The 19,111-nt window shown below is 63.6% G+C and carries 14 protein-coding genes; 8 read left to right on the top strand and 6 right to left on the bottom strand.

The features are described from left to right. The first annotated feature begins 196 nt into the window (after positions 1-196). The 4 genes from AC2CQI_RS18270 to AC2CQI_RS18285 all read left to right on the top strand — a co-directional run bounded on the left by AC2CQI_RS18270 (position 197) and on the right by AC2CQI_RS18285 (position 4,764). Positions 197-2,602 carry a TonB-dependent siderophore receptor gene (locus AC2CQI_RS18270; RefSeq protein WP_484577491.1) on the top strand — a complete coding sequence of 802 codons (2,406 nt, stop codon included), beginning with the start codon at positions 197-199 and terminating at the stop codon, positions 2,600-2,602. Between the two features lie 123 nt (positions 2,603-2,725). After that, positions 2,726-3,832 (top strand): PepSY-associated TM helix domain-containing protein, encoded by a 1,107-nt coding sequence (locus AC2CQI_RS18275; RefSeq protein ID WP_484577492.1) that lies wholly within the window; start codon positions 2,726-2,728, stop codon positions 3,830-3,832. Further along, positions 3,829-3,984: a hypothetical protein gene (locus tag AC2CQI_RS18280; protein ID WP_178391956.1), complete on the top strand. Its 156-nt coding sequence runs from the start codon at positions 3,829-3,831 to the stop codon at positions 3,982-3,984. Before AC2CQI_RS18275 ends, AC2CQI_RS18280 begins: the two co-directional genes overlap by 4 nt. Before the next feature lie 192 nt (positions 3,985-4,176). After that, entirely contained in the window at positions 4,177-4,764 is a 588-nt protein-coding gene (locus AC2CQI_RS18285) for a DUF2780 domain-containing protein (protein ID WP_075801660.1), read from the top strand. Here AC2CQI_RS18285 and AC2CQI_RS18290 read toward each other — a convergent pair. Then, complete coding sequence (locus tag AC2CQI_RS18290) at positions 4,753-5,643, bottom strand: acyltransferase (protein WP_484577493.1); 891 nt, start codon at positions 5,641-5,643, stop codon at positions 4,753-4,755. The two genes, AC2CQI_RS18285 and AC2CQI_RS18290, sit on opposite strands and share 12 nt — an antisense overlap. Positions 5,644-5,821: 178 nt before the next feature. Between AC2CQI_RS18290 and rloA2 the strand changes: the two genes are divergently transcribed. The 4 genes from rloA2 to creD all read left to right on the top strand — a co-directional run bounded on the left by rloA2 (position 5,822) and on the right by creD (position 9,946). Further along, the gene (gene rloA2 / locus AC2CQI_RS18295; protein ID WP_484577494.1) at positions 5,822-6,319 is read left to right on the top strand and encodes a retropepsin-like aspartic peptidase RloA2; all 498 of its coding nucleotides are present in this window, start codon (positions 5,822-5,824) and stop codon (positions 6,317-6,319) included. A gap of 91 nt (positions 6,320-6,410) precedes the next feature. Then, positions 6,411-7,094, top strand: a complete 684-nt coding sequence (creB, locus tag AC2CQI_RS18300) for a two-component system response regulator CreB (protein ID WP_484577495.1) — start codon at positions 6,411-6,413, stop codon at positions 7,092-7,094. Then, a complete protein-coding gene (creC, locus tag AC2CQI_RS18305; protein WP_484577496.1) occupies positions 7,094-8,527 on the top strand; it encodes a two-component system sensor histidine kinase CreC in 1,434 nt (477 codons plus the stop codon). The genes creB and creC overlap by 1 nt, the downstream gene beginning before the upstream one ends. An 87-nt stretch (positions 8,528-8,614) precedes the next feature. Further along, the gene (gene creD, locus AC2CQI_RS18310; RefSeq protein WP_484577497.1) at positions 8,615-9,946 is read left to right on the top strand and encodes a cell envelope integrity protein CreD; all 1,332 of its coding nucleotides are present in this window, start codon (positions 8,615-8,617) and stop codon (positions 9,944-9,946) included. Between the two features lie 181 nt (positions 9,947-10,127). On the opposite strand, the gene AC2CQI_RS18315 is transcribed toward creD, so the two are convergent. From AC2CQI_RS18315 to aceE, 5 genes are all read right to left on the bottom strand, one after another. Next, the gene (locus tag AC2CQI_RS18315; protein ID WP_484577498.1) at positions 10,128-10,748 is read right to left on the bottom strand and encodes a glutathione S-transferase; all 621 of its coding nucleotides are present in this window, start codon (positions 10,746-10,748) and stop codon (positions 10,128-10,130) included. 9 nt (positions 10,749-10,757) lie between these two features. Next, positions 10,758-11,426: a peptide-methionine (S)-S-oxide reductase MsrA gene (msrA, locus tag AC2CQI_RS18320; RefSeq protein WP_075801667.1), complete on the bottom strand. Its 669-nt coding sequence runs from the start codon at positions 11,424-11,426 to the stop codon at positions 10,758-10,760. Positions 11,427-11,517: 91 nt separating this feature from the next. Next, entirely contained in the window at positions 11,518-14,208 is a 2,691-nt protein-coding gene (locus tag AC2CQI_RS18325; protein ID WP_484577499.1) for a putative bifunctional diguanylate cyclase/phosphodiesterase, read from the bottom strand. Positions 14,209-14,580: 372 nt separating this feature from the next. Next, a complete protein-coding gene (aceF, locus tag AC2CQI_RS18330) occupies positions 14,581-16,224 on the bottom strand; it encodes a dihydrolipoyllysine-residue acetyltransferase (protein WP_484577500.1) in 1,644 nt (547 codons plus the stop codon). Between the two features lie 13 nt (positions 16,225-16,237). Further along, complete coding sequence (aceE, locus tag AC2CQI_RS18335) at positions 16,238-18,883, bottom strand: pyruvate dehydrogenase (acetyl-transferring), homodimeric type (RefSeq protein ID WP_075801670.1); 2,646 nt, start codon at positions 18,881-18,883, stop codon at positions 16,238-16,240. Positions 18,884-19,111 lie beyond the last annotated feature (228 nt).

Below are 19,111 nucleotides of genomic sequence, written 5' to 3' on the forward strand. Positions count from 1 at the left end.
GCCTCATCGCTGGCAAGCCAGCTCCCACAGGGTCCTGCAGCGACTCGGACCCTGTGGGAGCTGGCTTGCCAGCGATAGGGCCCTCAAAAGCACCACCGGAATCTAAATCGAAAATATTTTCACTAACCCCTATCACTTTCGGAATCTCGTTCGGCATGGAGGCTACTTAGCACAAAAATTCCCGTCGAGGACCCGCATGACCCGCTCAATCAAAAGCCTCCTGCGCCCCAGCCTGCTGGCCGTGGCCATCGCCATCGCGACCCCGCTGGTCGCCGCCGAGCAGACTTCGCGCACCTACAACCTGCCAGCAGCCCCGCTGGCCAGCACCCTGAACCAGATCGCCAGCCAGGCGGGTATCGCCCTGGCGCTGGATCCGGCGTTGGCCAGTGGCAAGACCTCGGCACCAGTGAAAGGCGAGTACAGCGGCGTGAGCGCGTTGCAGCAGGCCCTGCGTGGCACCGGCCTGCAACTGCAACAGAGCAGCGAAGGAACCTACACCCTGTCGGCGGTCGAAGAAGGCGTCCTGGCCCTGCCCAGCACCGATATCAATGCTACTGTCGCCAGCGTCGACGGCAGTGCTGCTGCCGGCTATCGCACCGAAAACGTGAAGAACGTCGGCGCGCTCGGCGGCATGAAACTGCAGGACACCCCCTATTCCATGAGCGTGGTGTCCCAGGAGTTCCTCAAGAACACCCAAACCACCAGCCTCGACGACGTCTTCAAGCGCAACCCCGCCACCCAGTTGTACGGCCCGCGTGCCGCCGGTTACGCCAGCGCCGTGGCGATCCGCGGTTTCAGCGGCTCGGGCAACATGAACATCGCCAATGACGGCCTGCGCTTCAGCAACGGCGCCGATGCCGGCAACTTCATCGAAGACACCGAGCAGCTGGAAATCATCACCGGCCTCACCGGCTTTCTCTACGGTCCGGGTACGCCGGGCGGCTTGGTCAACTACGTGCTCAAGCGCCCGACCTACGAGCGCTACAACAGCGTCACCCTGGGTAATGCCGGCGGCGAGAACTACTACCTGCACGGCGACTTCGGCGGCAAGATCGACGACGCCGGTGTCTTCGCCTATCGCCTCAACGTCCTGACCCAGGACGGCGAGACCGCGATCGACCTGCAAAAGCACCGTCGCCAGATGATCAGCGCGGCGCTGGACTGGAACGTCAACGACGACCTGCAAATCCAGTTCGATGCCTCCCACCGCAAGAACCAGGTACGCGGCCTGAGTAGCTACTGGTACGTGTTCCCGGGCGCCGAGCGGCCTGACGCCTCCTCGCTGAAGAACGACAAGATGTACAGCCAGAAGTGGTCCTTCTCCGACAACGAGACCGACAAGGCCGGCGTGCGCGCCAACTGGCGCCTGAACGACACCTTCACCCTGCGCGCGGCCTTCGCTGCCCAGCAGTACACCGATGAGTTCACCTACACCGGCCCGACCATCAACAGCACGGGCTTCTACAGCCAGCCGATCTATGCCTTCGCACCGATCGAAAGCGAAGAGAAGTCCGGCTCGCTGTTCCTCGACTCGGTCTTCGCGACCGGTCCGCTGGGGCATAAGCTGACCCTGGGCTACCAGGGCAACACCACCCGGGTGAAACAATACGAAGACCATATTCCGTATCCGGGCCCGCAATACACCTCCCCGGTGGGCACCCTGCCACTGGACCAGCGGCCACAGGTCGACAAGCCTTCCTGGTCCATCGGTCACGGTGACCAGCGCCTGGCCAACAGTGCGGAAACCAACAACTTCCTGATCGGCGACGTCATCACCTTCAACGAACAATGGTCGACCATCCTTGGTGTGACCCATACCCAGATCAAGAGCTACACCAACGAGTTCGTCTACGCCAAGGCCTTCGGCACCCCGGAGACCGAGACCAAGTACAACAAGAGCAAGACTTCGCCAAACATCTCGCTGATCTACAAGCCAGTCCCCTGGCTGACCACCTACGCCACCTATATCGAAGGCCTGCAGGCCGGCGGCGTGGCACCGAGCGACGCGATCAACGCCGGCCAGGCATTGGCACCGCAGATCAGCGAGCAGTACGAGATCGGTGCCAAGGCGACCGTGGGCGAGACCCTGTTCACCCTGGCGTTCTTCAATATCGACAAACCGAACAACTACAAGAACAGCGCAGGTCTCTATACCCAGGATGGCCGCCAGGAAAACAACGGCATGGAGTTCAGCGTGACCGGCAAGGTCGTGCCTGAGCTGACCGTGGTCGGCGGTATCACCCTGCTCGATCCGAAGGTCAAGAAAACCGCGATCACCGCCAACGAAGGCAATGCGCCGACCAACGTCGCCAAGCAACTGGCCAAGGTCTATGCCGAGTACGACGTGGACGCGATCCCGGGCTTTGCCCTGACCGGTGGCGCCTACTACACCGGCAAGCAGTACGCCGATGAAGCCAACCACGAAAGCCTGCCGTCGTTCACCACCTTCGATGCCGGTGCGCGCTACAAGATGCATGTGTCGGACAACGACGTGACCTTCCGCGTCAACGTTGCCAACCTGGCGAACAAGGAATACTGGCTGAACAGCTTCTACCTGGGCGATCCACGGACCGTGCAGTTCTCGGCGCAGCTGGAGTTCTAAGCAAGCCCATTGGGGCCGCCTTGCGGCCCTTCGCGAGCAAGCTCGCTCCCACACCAGAGAGCGGGCTGGCCGTAAAACAGGCATCAGACCTGTCCGGCCCATCACCTGACGGTTAGCCAAACCATGCAAGCCAAGACCATTCGTCGCTGGTCCGCGATCCACACCTGGACCAGCCTCATCAGCACCCTGTTCCTGCTGCTCCTGGCAGTAACAGGGCTGCCCCTGATCTTCCACCACGAGATCGACCACCTGCTGGGCGATGCGCCCGAGCTGCAGGTGATGCCTGCCGACACACCGAAGCTGGACCTCCAGCAGCTTGTCCTGAAGGCCGAGGCCCACCGCCCGGGCGAAGTCATGCAGTACTTCGGCTGGGACGAGGACGACAGCAACGGCGTGGTGGCGATCATGGCCGCGACCGCCGGCACCGAGCCGAACTCGTCGCACACCTTCATGCTCGACGCCCGTACCGGCGAGGCGGTGGAGATGCCGTCGGCCAACGGCGGCTTCATGATGCTCATGCTGCGCCTGCACGTGGACATGTTCGCCGGGTTGCCGGGCAAGCTGCTGCTGGCATTCATGGGCGTGCTGTTCGTGGTGGCGATCATTTCCGGCGTGGTGCTCTATGCGCCGTTCATGCGCCGCCTGGACTTCGCCACGGTGCGCCACGGGAAATCCCGGCGCACGCGCTGGCTCGACCTGCACAACCTGATCGGCATCGTCACCCTGACCTGGGCGCTGGTGGTGGGGGTGACCGGGGTGATCAGCGCGCTGTCCGATCTGGTCATCGCCGCCTGGCGCAATGACAGCCTGACGGCGATGGTCGCACCGTATCGCGATGCCCCGCCGCTGACCCAGCTGGCCCCGGTCAGCCGGGTGCTGGATATCGCGGCCGAGGCGGCGCCGGGGATGGAGCCGGACTTCATCGCCTTCCCTGGGACGCGCTTCTCCAGCGAGCACCACTATGCGGTGTTCATGAAAGGCAGCACGCACCTGACCTCGCACCTGCTGACGCCGGTGCTGATCGACGCCAGCAACCTGAAGGTCACTGCCGTCGGTGAGCGCCCTTGGTACATGGATGCCATGGGTCTCTCGGGACCGCTGCATTTCGGCGACTACGGTGGCCGGCCGATGCAGATCCTCTGGGCGGCGCTGGATGTGCTGACCATCGTCGTGCTGGGTAGCGGGTTGTATCTGTGGTGGGTACGCAGACGGACGGAGGCGGGCCGATGAACTGGAAAGTGTTCGGCATGCCGCTGCTGATCGGTGTGCTCGGGGCGGCGGGGCTGTTTGCCGCGCTGCTTGGGGATGGCTGGTGGGATGCGCTGTCCTGGGTCGGGCTGGGGTTGCCGGCGTGGTACGGGTTCAGGGGTTTCTTCAGGTAGATCGGTGGTGACCCCAATCGCTGGCAAGCCAGCTCCCACAGGGTCCGCGGTGCATGCGATCCCTGTGGGAGCTGGCTTGCCAGCGATGAGGCCCTAAAGAACACCAACAGTCCGCCCCCCGGGAACATTCCCCCAAAATCCCGATCCAACCCTCGTTTTCCCTGCCTTTCCCGGCTGACGAGGTCCCTCCCCATGAAACGCTTCGCCCTGGTCTCCCTCCTGGCCCTGGCCACCACCCCGGTATTCGCCTTCAACCTGAACGATGCAGCGAACGCCATCTCCACCATGCAAGGCCAGCAGAACAAGGCCCCGGTCCAGGCTCCCGAAGGCTCGGCCAACCTGCTCAACACCCTGGGCAGCGAATTGAAAATCACCCCCGAACAAGCCATCGGCGGCACCGGCGCCCTCATGGGCCTGGCGCGCAACCAACTGAGCGGCAGCGACTACGAACAATTGACCAAGGCCGTCCCGGGCCTGGACATGCTCTCCGGCGACAACGCCCTCGGCGGGCTGGCGGGATTGGGTGATCTGCTCGGCAAGAGCGGCGAGAGCTCTGCCCTGAGCAATGCCCTGGGCGGCAATGTGAAGAACGGCACCGACCTGAACAACGCCTTCAGCGCCCTGGGCATGGATACCGGGATGATCGGCCAGTTCGCCCCGCTGATCCTTCAGTACCTCGGCCAGCAGGGCGTGGCCGGGTCGTTGTTGCAGAGCCTGTCCGGCATCTGGGGCAGCGGCACGGCAGCACCGCTGGCCCCTAAAGCGCATTCATCGGTTTAATTCGGCCCGCAGGCGCTCGATGCGCGCGTCCTTGTCGTGCCACAGCTGGTTGACCCAGGCCTGCACGGCCTGGCGCGTTGCCGGGTCGGTTTCGTAGTCACCGGCCCACAGCGCCGGGTCCAGCTCGCGCACTTCGATATCGACGATCACCCGCGGAATCGAACCACTGACCAGGTCCCAGAAGCCCGGGGCCTTGTCGCCCGGGTAGACGATGGTCACGTCCAGCAGCGCATCCAGCTGTTCACCCAGCGCCGCCAGTACGAACGCCACACCACCGGCCTTGGGCTTGAGCAGGTGCTTGTACGGCGACTGCTGCGCCGCGCGCTTGGCTTCGGTGAAGCGGGTGCCTTCCAGGTAGTTGACCACGGTCACCGACTGGCGCTTGAACAGCTCGCAGGCGGCCTTGGTGATTTCCAGGTCCTGGCCCTTGAGGTGCGGGTTCTTGTCGAGGAAGGCCTTGCTGTAGCGCTTCATGAACGGGTAATCCAGCGCCCACCAGGCCAGGCCCAGCAACGGCACCCAGATCAGCTCCTTCTTGAGGAAGAACTTGAAGAACGGGATCTTGCGGTTGAGCACCTGGATCAGCGCCGGGATATCCACCCAGGTCTGGTGGTTGCTGACCGCCAGATAAGAGGTGTCGAGACGCAGGTTGGCATTGCCGCGCACTTCCCAGACCGTGGGAATGCACAGGGAGAAGATCAGCTTGTCGACCTCGGCCCAGGTCTCGGCGAACCACATGACCATCCACGAGGCGCGATCGCGGTTACGCCCGGACAAGACCAGCTTGAGCAAGGCGAAGACCATCAGCGGCCCGATGAAGAACAGGGTGTTGAGCAACAGCAACAGGGTGACGAAACTGCCGGTGAGCAGGCGACGCATAAGTCCACTCTTATTGTGGGAAAACAGTCGGCCATTTTAAGCAGCCGGCCGAGGAACACCAAACCTCACGGGCATACGGTCACAGACAAATGTTTCACATTGTGTTGTTTACTGTCTGTTGCCGAACCAGAAGCCCAACGGCAGTCTAAGCACTGTCCCGACTCCAGGAAGCTTTCCATTGAAACCACTACTTGCCCTGCTCGGCCTGCTGTCCCTGCCCGTGATGGCTGCCGAGCCCGATCTTTATGGCCGCTACGAGTACATCGGCGTCGCCGATATCGGCCAGACCTTCAAGGCCAAGATGGACACCGGCGCCCTCACTGCCTCGCTGTCGGCGAAGAACATCGAGCAGTTCACCCGTGACGGCGAGGACTGGGTGCGCTTCCGCCTGGCCACCAAGGACGCCGACAACAAGGTCTACGAACACAAGCTTGCGCGCATGAGCAAGATCAAGAACCGCGCCGACGAAGAGGACGAGGAAGGCGCCGACCTCGCCCACCGCCCGGTCATCGACCTGGAACTGTGCCTGGGCGACGTCAAGCGTACCGTCGAGGTCAACCTCACCGACCGCAGCAGCTTCAACTACCCGCTGCTGATCGGCGCCAAGGCCCTGCGCGAGTTCAATGCCGCCGTGAATCCGGCTCGCCGCTTCACTGCCGGCAAGCCCGGCTGCTGACCCGGAAGCTGCAAGCTTCAAGCGATAAGCGGCAAGCAAAGGCAGATCGCTTTACACTTGCAGCTTTCCACTTGCCGCTTGCAGCTGCCCAATGCCCCATATCCTCATCGTTGAAGACGAAGCCGCCATCGCCGACACCCTGGTCTTCGCCCTGCAAGGCGACGGCCACACCACCGAGTGGGTGAGCCTTGGCCTGCTCGCCCTGGAACGCCAGCGCCAGCAGCCGGCGGACCTGGTGATCCTGGATATCGGCCTGCCGGATATCAGCGGTTTCGAGACCTGCCGGCAGCTGCGGCGCTTCAGCGAGGTGCCGGTGATGTTCCTCAGCGCCCGCGACGGCGAGATCGACCGGGTGGTGGGCCTGGAGATCGGTGCCGACGACTACGTGGTCAAGCCGTTCAGCCCGCGTGAAGTCAGCGCCCGGGTGCGCGCCATCCTCAAGCGCATGGCGCCACAGGCCAGTGCACCGGCCCCGGCCAATACACCGTTCAATCTCGACACCCTGCGCATGCAGATCCATTACCGCGAGCAGTTGCTCAACCTGACCCGCCATGAATTCCGCCTGCTGCAATGCCTGCTGGAGCAACCGGAGCGGGTGTTCAGCCGCGAGCAGTTGCTGGACGCGGTAGGCGTGGCCGCCGACGTCGGCTACGAGCGGACCATCGACAGCCATATCAAGAGCCTGCGCGCCAAGCTGCGCGGGGTCGCCGCCGACGCCGAGCCGATCCAGACCCACCGTGGCCTGGGCTACAGCTACAACCCGGCACACGCCTGATGCGCCTGGGTATCCGCATCTTCCTGGTGTACTTCCTGTTCGTCGGGCTGACCGCGTATTTCGTCCTCAATACCGTGCGCGAGCAGGTCCGCCCGGCAGTGCGCCAGTCCACCGAGGAAACCCTGGTGGACACCGCCAACCTGCTGGCAGAGATCCTCCGCGACCAGGTCAAGGCCGGGACCCTCGGCCAGAGCGAGTTACCGGAGCTGCTCAAGGCCTACGGCCAGCGCCGACCCAATGCGGATATCTGGGGCTTGCCCAAGACCGAGGTCAATCACCGTATTTATGTCACCGACGCGAAAGGCATCGTCCTGCTCGACTCGACCGGCGAGGCGGTGGGCCAGGACTATTCGCGCTGGAACGACGTCTACCTGACCCTGCGCGGCCAGTACGGCGCACGCTCGACCCGTAGCGACCCCAACGACCCCGACTCCTCGGTGATGCACGTAGCGGCGCCGATCCGCGATGGCGAGACGCTGATCGGCGTGGTCACCGTGGCCAAGCCCAACCTGTCGCTCAAGCCCTATATCGACCGCTCGGAAAAGCGCCTGATCACCCTGGGCATCGGCCTGATCGTGCTCGGCCTGCTGGTGGGTGCAGCGCTGTCGTGGTGGCTGGCGCGCTCGCTGCGCCGCCTGACCCATTACGCCCAGGCGGTCAGCGAGGGCGAACGGGTCGCTCTGCCGCACTATCGCGGCGGCGAGCTGGCGATGCTGGCCGGCGCAGTGGAACGCATGCGCACCCAACTGGAAGGCAAGGACTACGTCGAACGCTACGTGCACACCCTGACCCATGAACTGAAAAGCCCGCTGGCGGCGATCCGTGGCGCCAGCGAGCTGTTGCAAGGGCCGATGAGCGAAGAGCAGCGGCAACGCTTCGCGGGCAATATCGAAAGCGAAAGCGCGCGCATGCAGCAATTGATCGAGCGCCTGCTGGGCCTGGCCCAGGTCGAGCAGCGCCAGGGCCTGGAAGACCAGCAGCAGGTCGCCATAGCGGCGATGGTCGATGAGCTGCTGATGGCCCGCGGCGCCCGTATCGAGAGCGCTGGTTTGCAGGTGCGCCAGCGTATCCCGGCCGTGGCGCGGCTCTATTGCGAGCCGTTCCTGATCCGCCAGGCCATCGGCAACCTGCTGGAAAACGCCCTCGACTTCACCCCGCCCGGGGGCCTGCTGGTGTTCGAGCTGGAGCAGGACGCGGAGCGCGTGGCCCTGAGCCTGTACAACCAGGGCGAAGCGATCCCCGACTATGCCCTGCCCCGCCTCAGCGAGCGCTTCTACTCCCTGCCGCGCCCGGCTACAGGGCGCAAGAGCACCGGCCTGGGCCTGAACTTCGTCGAGGAAGTGCTGCACCTGCATGGTGGTTCGCTGGAAATCGCCAACGTCGAGGATGGCGTGCGCGTGCGGCTGTGGCTGCCCGCCAGCCGTCTTGGCTGAATCTCTCCACACAAGCTCCATATACGCTCCCGAAAGCCTCCACACAGCACCCTCAGACTGGGCTCCTTCTCAAGCGGAGCCCTTTGCATGAACAAGTCACTGAGCCTGAAACTCGGCACCATCGCCTTGCTGGTGGTGGTGCTGCTGATCCCGCTGCTGATGATCAGCGGCCTGATCGATGAACGCCAATCCCTGCGCGACAGCGTGGTCGAGGACATCGCCCAGAGCTCCAGCCACGCCCAACAGATCAGCGGGCCGCTGCTGGTGGTGCCGTACAGCAAGTACGAGCGGGTGTGGAAGGTCCAGGACGGCAAGAGCTTCCAGGAAACCCAGATCGTCAAAAGCTACCTGGCGTTCCTGCCGGACAGCTTCGTCCTCGACGGCACCGCCAGCACCGAACTGCGCTCCCGGGGCATCTACGAGGCGCGGCTGTTCCACGCCCAGAGCCGGATCAGCGGGCAGTTCAAGGTGCCGGCCAACTGGGGCATCACCAGCGACCTCGACGACTACCGCTTCGACACCCCGTTCATCGCCGTGGGCATCAGCGATATCCGCGGCATCCAGAACGGCCTGCAACTGCAGATCGACGACCGTACCCTGGACTTCGCCGCCGGCAGCAAGCTCGACTGGCTGGGCGGTGGCGTGCATGCACTGATCGACAACCTCGACAGCAAGGCCGAGATGCGCCTGGACTATGCCTTCGACCTCAACCTGCAAGGCACCGGGCAACTGCATGTGCTGCCGGTGGGCCGCAGCAGCAGCGTGACCCTGGCCGCCAACTGGCCGCACCCGAGCTTTATCGGCAACTACCTGCCCAACAGCCGCGAGATCGATGCGACGGGCTTCAAGGCGAAATGGCAGACCTCGTTCTTCTCCACCAACCTGGAAGAGGCGCTGAACCGCTGCGTCAGCCTGCAGAACTGCAAGGGCTTCGAAAGCCGGGCGTTTGGCGTGAGCTTCGTCGATCCGGTGGACCAGTACCTGAAGAGCGAACGGGCGATCAAATATGCGCTGCTGTTCATTGCCCTGACCTTTGCCGGATTCTTCCTCTTCGAGGTGCTGCGCAACCTCAGCGTGCACCCGATCCAGTACGCCCTGGTGGGCGCGGCCCTGGCGCTGTTCTACCTGTTGTTGCTGTCGTTGTCGGAGCACATCGGGTTTGGGCTGGCGTATCTGTTGTCGGCGGGCGGTTGCGTGCTGTTGATCGGGTTCTACCTGTGCAATGTGCTGCACAGCAGTGTGCGCGGGTTTGGTTTTGCCGCTGGTTTGGCAGTGCTGTATGCGCTGCTCTACGGGCTGTTGAGTGCCGAGGATTACGCGCTGCTGATGGGGGCCTTGCTGCTGTTCGCGCTGCTTGGGGTGTTCATGATGCTGACGCGGCGGCTGGACTGGTACCGGGCCGGGCAGGTGCGGGTATGAGCGGGCTCAGGGAAGACCGGGAGTTTGGGGAGGGATTGATGAAGGGGATCAGAGTGTTGTGGAGAGCAGAGGTTCTTGTGGGGGCTGATAGTCAGTCATCGCTGGCAAGCCAGCTCCCACAGGTCCCGAGTACACCGCAGAACCCTGTGGGAGCTGGCTTGCCAGCGATAGGGCCCTCAAGTCAGGCCGGGACGGTAGCCTTCATCGAGGCCCGCTGACTGGCCTCGGCATACCACCCCGCCAGCTTCGGCTGCCGCTCGCGCCAGCCGAAGTCCGGCATGCGCAGGTCGATATAGCCCAGCGCACAGGCCACACCGATCGAAGCCACATCGAACGCCGAGGCAATCTCGGCGTAGTGGTTGTCCTCCAGGTCCGCCAGCCCCCGGCGGATCTTCTCCGACTGTGCCTCGACCCACTGGTCCCAGCGCTTGTCTTCCGGCCGCAGGAAGGTCTCGTAGCGGGTCAGCACCGCCGCATCCATGATCGCGTCCGCCAGCGACGCCAGGGTCAGCCGCCGCCAGCGCGCCGAACCCTCGCGAGGGATCAGCGGGTTGCCGACATGCTGCTGGTCGAGGTAGTCGACGATGACCCGGCTGTCATGCAACACGCTGCCGTCTTCCAGGCGCAGGGCCGGGATCTTGCCCGACGGATTGCCCTGGTTGAGGTCGGCGTCCGGGCTGACCGGGGTGATATTGACCGGCTGCACCTTGACCCGATCCACCTGGCCGGTCTCGTGCAGCACCACCATCACCTTGCGCACGAACGGCGACAGCGGCGAATGGAACAGCGTCATGTTCGACATGGCAGCTCCTCAGTTGCCTTGCAGGCTCGGTGGCAGGCAGACACCGGTACCGCCGATGCCGCAATAGCCATCCGGATTCTTCGCCAGGTACTGCTGGTGATAGGCCTCGGCGAAGTACACGGTCGGCGCCTGTTCGATCTCGGTAGTGATCTCGCCGTAGCCGGCCTTGGTCAGCTCATCCTGGTATTGCGCACGGCTGGCTTCAGCTTCTTCCAGTTGCTGTGGCGAGGTGCAGTAGATCACCGAGCGGTACTGGGTGCCGATGTCGTTGCCCTGGCGCATGCCCTGGGTCGGGTTGTGCAGTTCCCAGAACATCGACAGCAGTTCGCGGTAGCTGACCTTGTCCTTGTCGAACACCACCAGTACCACTTCGGTGTGGCCGGTCAGGCCGGAGCAGACTTCTTCGTAGGTCGGGTTCGGGGTGAAGCCACCGGCATAGCCGACCACGGTGCTGACCACGCCTTCACGCTGCCAGAAGCGCCGCTCGGCGCCCCAGAAGCAGCCCAGGCCGAAGATGGCGAAGTCCACGGCGCTTTCGAAGAACGGGCCGAGCAGCGGGGTTTCAGTGAAGACGAAGTGTTTTTCCGGCAGGGCCATCGGCGTTTCACGGCCCGGCAGGGCCTGTTCCGCGGTAGGCAGGACGTTTTTATTCACGAGGATTTCCGAACGCAAGACCATGAACCCATTCCTCTTGTCAGGTAGGCGGGCAGCGCCGCAGCGCTGCCCTCACTGGGATAGACCGGTAGTGTGCCCGAGTGTTGCGCGGCTGTCAGGCCGTTGGTCCACGGGGATAACGGCGCAGCTTGTCGACCAGTTCGTCACCCGGGATCGGCTTGTCGAACAGGTAGCCCTGCCCCACGTCGCAGCGGTGCCGGCGCAGGAACGCCAGTTGCTCCGCCGTCTCGATGCCCTCTGCGACCACCTTGAGCTTGAGGTTGTGGGCCATGGCCACCACCGCCGAGGTGATCTCCATGTCGTCCTGGCTGTCGGGGATGTCGTTGATGAAGCTGCGGTCGATCTTGATGATGTCGATCGGGAATTTCTTCAGGTAGCTCAACGACGAGTAGCCGGTGCCGAAGTCGTCCATGGCCAGGGTCAGGCCGAGCTGCTTGAGCTGGTCGAGCTGGCGCCGGGTGTCTTCGGTGGCTTCCAGCAGCAGGCCCTCGGTCAGTTCCAGTTCCAGCAGGTGCGGCGGCAGCGCCTCTTCCTGGAGGATATTGGCGATGGAGGCGACCAGGTCCGGGTCGGAGAACTGCTTGGGCGACAGGTTGATCGCCACCTGCAGGTTGCCCATGCCTTCGGCCGCCAGTTCCTGGCTCATGCGGCAGGCCTGGCGCGCCACCCATTTGCCGATGGGGATGATCAGGCCGGTTTCCTCGGCGACGCTGATGAACTGGTCCGGGCGGATCATGCCCTTTTCCGGATGGTTCCAGCGCAGCAGCGCTTCCAGGCCGAGCAGGCGCCCGGTGCGCAGGCACAGCTTGGGCTGGTAGAACACCTGCAGCTCGTTTTGCGCCAGGGCGCGGCGCAGGTTGTTCTCGACGAACAGCTTGTAGCTGGCCTCGGCGTTCAGCACCTCGGTGAACACCTGGACCTGATGCTTGCCGCTGGCCTTGGCCTTGTGCAGGGCGAGGCCGGCGTTCTTCATCAGGGTCTGCGGGTCGCTGCCATGCAGCGGCGCGCAGGCCAGGCCCACGGAGCCGGTGACGTTGATCAACTGGTTGTCGACGAACATCGGTTTGTCGAGGGTGTTGAGCAACTGCTGGGCGGTCTGCTGGCCGCTTTCCATATCGGTGTTGTCCAGCAGCACGGCGAATTCGTTACTGGCGAAGCGCGCCAGGCTACCGCCCGGGCTGAGGCTGTTGCGCAGGCGCCGGGCCAGGCTGACCAGCAGCTTGTCGCCGGTCTGGTGGCCGAGGCTGTCGTTGATCCGCTTGAAGTTGTCGATATCCACCAGCAGCAGGCAGATCGGCGTATCGCTGTCGCGGGCGAAGCGCTCGTCGAGGTTGCGGATGAACGCCGGGCGATTGCCCAGGCCGGTCAGGTTGTCGGTGTAGGCCAGGCGCTCGATACGCTGCTGGGCCAGCTTGCTCTGGGTGATGTCCTCGTAGATGCCGATGTAGTGAGTCAGCTCGCGGTTGTCGCCGTACACCTTGGAAATCGACAGCTGGCCCCAGTAGGGCTCGAGGTTCTTGCGCCGGCTCTTGAATTCACCCTGCCAGCTGTTGCCCATGGCCAGGCTGGACTCGTCGAACAGCAGTTCGCTGAGGTTTTCCAGGGCCGACAGCTCCGATAGCCGATGGCCCTGGACCTCTTCCGAGCTGTACTGGGTGATCTCGGTGAAGCTCGGGTTGACGTATTCCACCACGCCGTCGCAATTGACCAGCAGGAAGGCGTTGGCGCTCTGCTCCACCGCCCGCTGGAACAGGTGCAGGGCACTGGTCGCGGCGCGGCGGTTGTGGTTGTTGATAACCTGGGCGAACTGGTCGGCCAGCTCACCGGCAAAGGCGATCTCGTCGCTCTGCCAGGCCCGCGGGCTGCCGCCGTGTTCCAGGCAAAGTACGCCGACCACCTGGCCGTCGATACGGATACTGGCATCGAGCATGGCGATCACATCACGCGGGCGCAGGCTCTCGGTGATGTCGCGGGTGCGCGGGTCATGGCTGGCGTTGTGCGCGTCGATGGCCCGGCTGGTGTGCAGGGCTTCAAGGTAATCCGGGAACAGGCCGGCGTCGATCGGCTTGGGTGTGCGGTACTCGCGGGTTTCGCGATAGAACGCAGAGATCGGCTCCAGGCGCTGGCCTTCCAGGTACCAGAGGCTCGCGCACTCGATCTTGTAGATATCGCAGGCACTGCGGGTGATCAGTTCGGCGGCTTCCTGCAGGGAATTGCCGGCGCTGTAGCGATGCCGCGCCAGGTGCAGGATCAGCTCCTGCTGGGCGCGGACCCGCTCCAGGTGTTCGAGTTGTTCCTGCTGCGCCTGCTGGTTCAGCTTGAGGGCAATCTGCAGGCGATTGTTGCGGGTTTCCAGGTCGTCGGCGCTGAGCTCGGGGCTGACGCCTTCCTGGTCGTCGAGGACCAGCAGGTAGCCGCGCAGCAACTGGCGGTTGTGCTGCTTGTAGGCCTCGCCCAGCTCCAGCAGGTACATGGGGCCGTGGCCGGTGTGCAGGGTGTAGCGGCTGACGTAATGGCTGCTATGGGCCAGTTGCGCCTGGATGCTGTCATGCAGCTTGTAGCGGGCCTCGGGCTCCATCAGGCTCGCATAGGGCGAGCCGACCAGGGCGCAGAGTTCTACCGCCGGCAAGCCGAATTGACGTTCGCAGCCCGGATCGAGATAGAGCATGGCCCAGCTCGCTTCGTTCAGCCGCTCGAAGCGCAACATGCCGAGCCGCGAAGGCACCGGCAACTGCGTCACTACCTCGGCCGCCGGACGGCTGGCGGCATCGGTTTGGCTCTTCATGGAAAGCTCGCTCGAATAAGACTGATGGCACGGGCGTTGGCACTTTGCTATGCACGTTCGGGCAAGGTTGCATCATGCGTTGGAGGCTGACAAGCACCAAGGTTGGCGCGTGTTTGATCTATGTCGGCCTGGCGGGGGATTTCTTCAGTTCTGGAGGTGCAATACGTCCCCTGTGGGAGCTGGCTTGCCAGCGATAGCTATGGTGAATTCACTACAGCAATCGCTGGCAAGCCAGCTCCCACAGGGGACGGTGTCGGCTTTTAAAAGGCAAAAAAAAGCCCCGCCAAACGACGGGGTTGAGGTACGAGCGTGGCAGCTCGAAAAGGGTGCAAGCCTGTGTCCCCCGACAGAGGGACACAGGCTGGACAGCAGTTACAGCAGCAAGGTGCGGATGTCGCCCAGCACGTCGCCCAGACGCTTGGTGAAGCGGGCAGCGGCGGCGCCGTTGATCACGCGGTGATCGTAGGACAGCGACAGCGGCAGCATCAGCTTCGGCTGGAAGGCTTTACCGTCCCAGACTGGCTGGATGGTGGCCTTGGAAACACCGAGGATCGCCACTTCCGGCGCGTTGACGATCGGCGTGAAGCCGGTGCCGCCAATGTGACCGAGGCTGGAGATGGTGAAGCAGGCACCCTGCATCTCGTCGGCCGAGAGCTTCTTGGTCCGGGCTTTTTCAGCCAGGGCCGCGGCTTCGGCAGCGAGTTGCAGCAGGCTCTTCTGATCGACGTTCTTGATCACCGGGACCAGCAGACCATCCGGGGTGTCCACGGCGAAACCGACGTTGACGTATTTCTTGCGGATGATCGCCTTGCCGCTCGGGGCCAGCGAACTGTTGAAGTCCGGCAGTTCCTTGAGCAGGTGGGCACAGGCTTTCAGCAGCAGCGGCAGCACGGTCAGCTTGACGCCGGCTTTCTCGGCGACGGCTTTCTGCGAGACGCGGAAGGCTTCCAGCTCGGTGATGTCCGCCGAGTCGAATTGAGTCACGTGCGGCACGTTCAGCCAGCTGCGGTGCAGGTTGGCAGCACCGACCTGCATCAGGCGGGTCAGGGCCACTTCTTCCACTTCACCGAACTTGCTGAAGTCGACGGCCGGGATCGGCGGGATGCCCGCGCCACCGGTAGCGCCGCCAGCGGCAGGTGCTTCCTTGGCCTTCTGCATCATGGCCTTGACGTAGACCTGCACGTCTTCCTTCAGCACACGACCGTGCGGGCCGGTCGGCGACACCGCGCTCAGCTCGACGCCGAATTCGCGGGCCAGCTGACGCACGGCCGGGCCGGCGTGAACCTTGGCACCGCTTGGTGCAGGCGCAGCGGCCGGAGCGGCAGCAGCTGGAGCCGGAGCAGCAGCGGCTGGTGCCGGGGCAGCAGCAGGTGCGGCAGCCGGAGCCGGTGCAGCAGCGGCAGGCGCTGGAGCAGCAGCAGGCGCGCTGCCTGCGACTTTCAGTTTCAGGATCAGGTCACCGGTGCCGACTTCGTCGTCCAGTTTCGCGATCACGGCTTCGACCACGCCAGCAGCAGGCGACGGGATCTCCATGGAAGCCTTGTCGGACTCCAGGGTGATCAGCGACTGGTCGGCTTCGACGGTGTCGCCGACCTTGACCAGCACTTCGATGATCTTGGCCTTGCCCGACGAACCGATATCCGGCACGTGGATGTCTTGCACGGCAGCAGCGGCCGGGGCAGCAGGTGCTGCCGCCGGAGCTGGCGCAGCGGCAGCCGGTGCGGCGGCAGGCGCGGCAGCGGCAGGAGCGGCGGCAGGTGCCTCGGGCGCCGCGGCAGCGGCACCCTCGACTTCCAGTTCCAGCAGTTCGTCGCCTTCTTTCAGGCGGTCGCCCAGCTTGACCTTCAGCGACTTGATCACGCCGGCCTTGGGAGCCGGGATCTCCATGGAGGCCTTGTCGGACTCCAGGGTCAGCAGGCTCTGGTCTGCTTCGATACGGTCACCGACCTTGACGAACAGCTCGATGATTTCACCTTCACCGCTGCCGATGTCAGGTACGCGAATGAGTTCGCTCACTTAAAAATACTCCTCAGCAGTCCAGTGGGTTGCGCTTGTCCGGGTCGATGCCGAACTTGACGATGGCGTCAGCCACCACCTTCGGTTCGATCTCGCCACGGTCAGCCAGGGCTTCCAGGGCAGCCAGCACCACGAAGTGACGGTCGACTTCGAAGAAGTGACGCAGCTTCTTGCGGCTGTCGCTGCGACCGAAGCCATCGGTACCCAGGACCTTGAACTCTTTGCTCGGTACCCACTGGCGAATCTGCTCGGCGAACAGCTTCATGTAGTCGGTGGAGGCGATGACCGGGCCCTTACGGCCAGCCAGGCACTCTTCGACGTAGGTGACCTGAGGTTTCTGACCCGGCTTCAGGCGGTTGCTGCGCTCTACGGCCAGGCCGTCGCGACGCAGTTCGTTGAAGCTGGTGACGGACCAGACGTCGGCGCCGACGTTGTACTCGTCGCGCAGGATCTTCGCCGCTTCGCGGACTTCGCGCAGGATGGTGCCCGAGCCCAGCAGTTGTACGTGATGCGCCGCGTCGCGGGTGTCTTCTTCGAGCAGGTACATGCCCTTGATGATGCCTTCCTCGGCGCCGGCCGGGATGGCTGGCTGGGTGTAGGCTTCGTTCATCACGGTGATGTAGTAGAAGACGTCCTGTTGCTCTTCGGTCATCTTCTTCATGCCGTCCTGGATGATCACCGCCAGCTCGTAGCCGTAGGTCGGATCATAGGTGCGGCAGTTCGGGATGGTCGCCGCCAGCATGTGGCTGTGACCGTCTTCGTGCTGCAGGCCTTCACCGTTCAGGGTGGTACGGCCGGCGGTACCGCCGATCAGGAAGCCGCGGGTACGGCTGTCGCCGGCCGCCCAGGCCAGGTCGCCGATACGCTGGAAACCGAACATCGAGTAGAAGATGTAGAACGGCAGCATCGGCTGGTTGTGGTTCGAGTACGAAGTACCGGCCGCGATGAACGACGACATGGCGCCGGCTTCGTTGATGCCTTCCTCGAGGATCTGACCTTTCTTGTCCTCGCGGTAGAACATCACCTGGTCCTTGTCGACCGGCTCGTAGAGCTGGCCCACGGACGAGTAGATGCCCAGCTGGCGGAACATGCCTTCCATACCGAAGGTACGGGCTTCGTCCGGGATGATCGGCACGATGCGCTGGCCGATTTCCTTGTCCTTGACCAGTTGCGCGAGGATCCGCACGAAGGCCATGGTGGTGGAGATTTCGCGGTCGCCCGAGCCGTCCAGGATCGCCTTCAGGGTTTCCAGTGGCGGAGTCGGGATGCTGATCGACTTGACGCGACGCTGCGGTACGAAACCGCCCAGTGCGGCGCGACGCTCGGCCAGGTAACGGGCTTCGGCGCTGCCTTCTTCAGGTTTGAAGAACGGCAGGTTTTCCAGCTCTTCGTCCTTGACCGGGATGTCGAAGCGGTCACGGAAGTGACGCAGGCTGTCGACGTCGACCTTCTTGGTGTTGTGCGCGGTGTTCTTGGCTTCGCCAGCACCGGTGCCGTAGCCCTTGATGGTCTTGGCCAGGATGACGGTCGGCTGCTCTTTGTGGTTGACCGCCTGGTGGTAGGCCGCATAGACCTTGTACGGGTCGTGGCCGCCACGGTTGAGCTTCCAGATCTCGTCGTCGGACAGGTCGGCGACCATGGCCTTGAGTTCTGGAGTGTTGAAGAAGTGCTCACGGACGAACGCGCCGTCCTTGGCCTTGTAGTTCTGGTACTCGCCGTCGATGACTTCGTCCATGCGGCGCTGCAGGATACCGTCGGTGTCCTTGGCCAGCAGTGGGTCCCAGAAGCGGCCCCAGACGACCTTGTTGACGTTCCAGCCACCGCCACGGAACACGCCTTCGAGTTCCTGGATGATCTTGCCGTTGCCGCGAACCGGGCCGTCGAGGCGCTGCAGGTTGCAGTTGATGACGAAGATCAGGTTGTCCAGCTTCTCGCGGCCGGCCAGGGCGATCGCGCCCAGGGATTCCGGCTCGTCGCACTCACCGTCGCCCATGAAGCACCAGACTTTCTGCTTGCCGGCAGGGATGTAGCCGCGGGCTTCCAGGTACTTCATGAAGCGCGCCTGGTAGATCGCCTGGATCGGACCCAGACCCATGGAAACGGTCGGGAACTGCCAGAAATCAGGCATCAGCCATGGGTGCGGGTAGGACGACAGACCGTTGCCATCGACTTCCTGGCGGAAGTTGTTCATCTGGTCTTCGCTGATGCGGCCTTCCATGAAGGCGCGGGCGTAGACGCCTGGAGAAGCGTGGCCCTGGAAGAAGATCAGGTCGCCGCCATGCTCGTCGGTAGGAGCTTGGAAGAAGTAGTTGAAGCCGATGTCGTACAGGGTGGCGCTGGAAGCGAACGAGGAGATGTGGCCACCCAGGTCCGAATCCTTCAGGTTGGTGCGCATGACCATCGCCAGGGCGTTCCAGCGAACCAGCGAGCGAATGCGGCGTTCCATGAACAGGTCGCCAGGCATGCGTGCTTCGTGGGTTACCGGAATGGTGTTGCGGTACGGCGTGGTGATTGCGTACGGCAGCTGCGAACCACTACGGGTGGCCAGCTCGCCCATACGGGTCATCAGGTAGTGAGCGCGGTCTTCGCCTTCTTTGTCGAGGACCGACTCCAGGGCGTCCAGCCATTCCTGGGTTTCGACGGGATCGAGGTCTTGCATGGCTTGCTCCAGGGCGGAAAGGCTTCCAGAATCGGTTGCCTGAAGTTTGCGACTGGCCTTTTGGGCAGACGACATGAATTCTTGGATTACCGAGGGTGGTCTCGGCGGCGTGTAGTTTTACTACAAATCGATCCGCCTTTACACGCCTTCGACTGAAAAAAGCAGTAGTAAAACTACATCAGACCCATCGCAGCCGTGCTATCGGCTTGTGGGATAAAACGATACCGG

Source organism: Pseudomonas sp. P2S-1, from assembly GCF_057197725.1.